Origin of the sequence: Rhodococcus sp. T7 (assembly GCF_009872365.1) — a bacterium.
Lineage (GTDB): Bacteria > Actinomycetota > Actinomycetes > Mycobacteriales > Mycobacteriaceae > Rhodococcus_F.
In genome coordinates this window covers 1-2207 of sequence record NZ_WXYH01000186.1, presented here as the reverse complement: position 1 = coordinate 2207, position 2207 = coordinate 1, and the positions used below count along the sequence as shown (strand labels likewise).

The window sequence follows — 2207 nt, the reverse complement described above, 5'->3', positions numbered from 1 at the left end:
AGGTACATGCCCTTGAGGAGGCCCTCGACGTTCAGGTTCTCCGGTTCGGCGGGCTGGGAGTAGGGCTCGTTGTAGAGGGTGATGTAGTAGAAGATGTCCTCACCACCGAACCCGTCCACGCCCTCGGTGCCGCCGTACATCCGGCGCAGCCCGTCCTTGACGATGTGCGCGATCTCGTAGGAGAACGCCGGATCGTAGGCGACGGCGGCGGGGTTGGTCGAGGCCAGCAGCAGGGAGTGCCCGTCGGCGTGCTGCAACCCTTCGCCGGTGAGGGTGGTGCGGCCGGCGGTGGCACCGAGGACGAAGCCGCGGGCCATCTGATCCGCGGCCGCCCACAGGCCGTCGCCGGTGCGCTGGAACCCGAACATCGAGTAGAAGATGTACAGCGGGATCATCGGCTCACCGTGCGTGGCGTAGGAGGTGCCGACCGCGGTGAACGAGGCCGTCGAGCCGGCCTCGTTGATGCCCTCGTGCAGGATCTGCCCGATCTCGGACTCCTTGTACGCCAGCATCAGCTCCGCATCCACCGCCGTGTACAGCTGCCCGTTGCGGTTGTAGATCTTCAGCGACGGGAACCAGGAGTCCATCCCGAAGGTGCGGGCCTCGTCCGGGATGATCGGCACGATCCGCTTCCCGATCTCCTTGTCCCGCAACAGCTCCTTCATGATCCGCACCAACGCCATGGTGGTCGCGACCTGCTGCTTGCCGGAGCCCTTGCGGACCACGTCATAGGTGGAGTCCGCCGGCTGCGGCAACGGCGCCGGCGAGGTCCGGCGCTGCGGCAGGAACCCACCCAAGGCTTTGCGGCGGTCCAGCATGTACTGGATCTCCGGGGCATCGGGGCCGGGGTGGTAGTACGGCGGCATCTTCGGGTCCTTCTCCAACTCGGCGTCGGAGATCGGGATCCGCTGCAGGTCCCGGAAATTCTTCAGATCGTCGAGGGTCAGCTTCTTCATCTGGTGGGTGGCGTTGCGGCCCTCGAAGTGCTTGCCCAGGGTGTACCCCTTGATGGTGTGCGCCAGGATCACCGTCGGCTGACCCTTGTGCGCCATCGCCGCCGCATAGGCGGCGTAGATCTTGCGGTAGTCGTGGCCGCCGCGTTTGAGGTTCCAGATGTCCTGATCGGACAGGTTCGCCACCAGCTCCTTGGTCCGCGGGTCCCGGCCGAAGAAGTGCTCCCGCACGTACCCGCCGTCGTTGGCCTTGTACGTTTGGTAGTCGCCGTCCGGGGTGACGTTCATCAGGTTCACCAGGGCCCCGTCCCGGTCGGCGTGCAGCAGGGCGTCCCACTCGCGGCCCCAGACCACCTTGATCACGTTCCAGCCGGCGCCGCGGAAGAACGACTCCAACTCCTGGATGATCTTGCCGTTGCCGCGGACCGGGCCGTCGAGGCGCTGCAGGTTGCAGTTCACCACGAACGTCAAATTGTCCAAACCTTCGGTGGCCGCGACGTGCGCGAGACCCCGCGATTCGGGTTCGTCCATCTCGCCGTCACCCAAAAACGCCCACACGTGCTGGTCGGCGGTGTCCTTGAGGCCGCGGTCGTGCAGGTAATGGTTGAACCGGGCCTGGTAGATCGCGTTCATCGGGCCCAGACCCATCGACACGGTCGGGAACTCCCAGAAATCCGGCAGCAGCCGCGGGTGCGGGTACGACGGCAGCCCGCCGCCCTGGTCGGCGTGCGAGTGTTCCTGCCGGAACCCGTCCATCCGCTCCGCCGGGATCCGGCCCTCCAAAAAGGCGCGGGCGTAGATGCCGGGGGAGGCGTGGCCCTGGATGAAGATCTGATCGCCACCACCGGGGTGGTCCTTGCCGCGGAAGAAGTGGTTGAACCCCACCTCGTACAGGGCCGCCGACGACGCATACGTCGAGATGTGGCCACCGACACCCACCCCGGGGCGCTGCGCGCGGGTCACCATCACCGCCGCGTTCCACCGGATGAACGCCCGGTACCGGCGCTCGACCTCCTCATCACCGGGGAACCACGGCTCGTTCTCCGTCGGGATGGTGTTCACATAATCGGTCGACGTCAACGCCGGCAGAGCGACGTGCTTCTCCCCGGCCCGCTCGAGCATCCGCAACATCAGATACCGGGCACGAGTCGGACCGGACCGGTCCAACAAACCATCGAACGATTCCAACCACTCCGTGGTCTCATCCGGATCGATATCCGGCAGATACGACGCAACACCCTCACGGATGACGCG

Annotated in this window: 1 protein-coding gene; it reads right to left on the bottom strand. The window is 66.2% G+C overall.

The genetic code is table 11. The annotated features are described in order from the left end of the window. Positions 1-2207: pyruvate dehydrogenase (acetyl-transferring), homodimeric type (gene aceE, locus MLGJGCBP_RS18460; protein WP_201453120.1), on the bottom strand; the 2207-nt coding region annotated here is incomplete at both ends.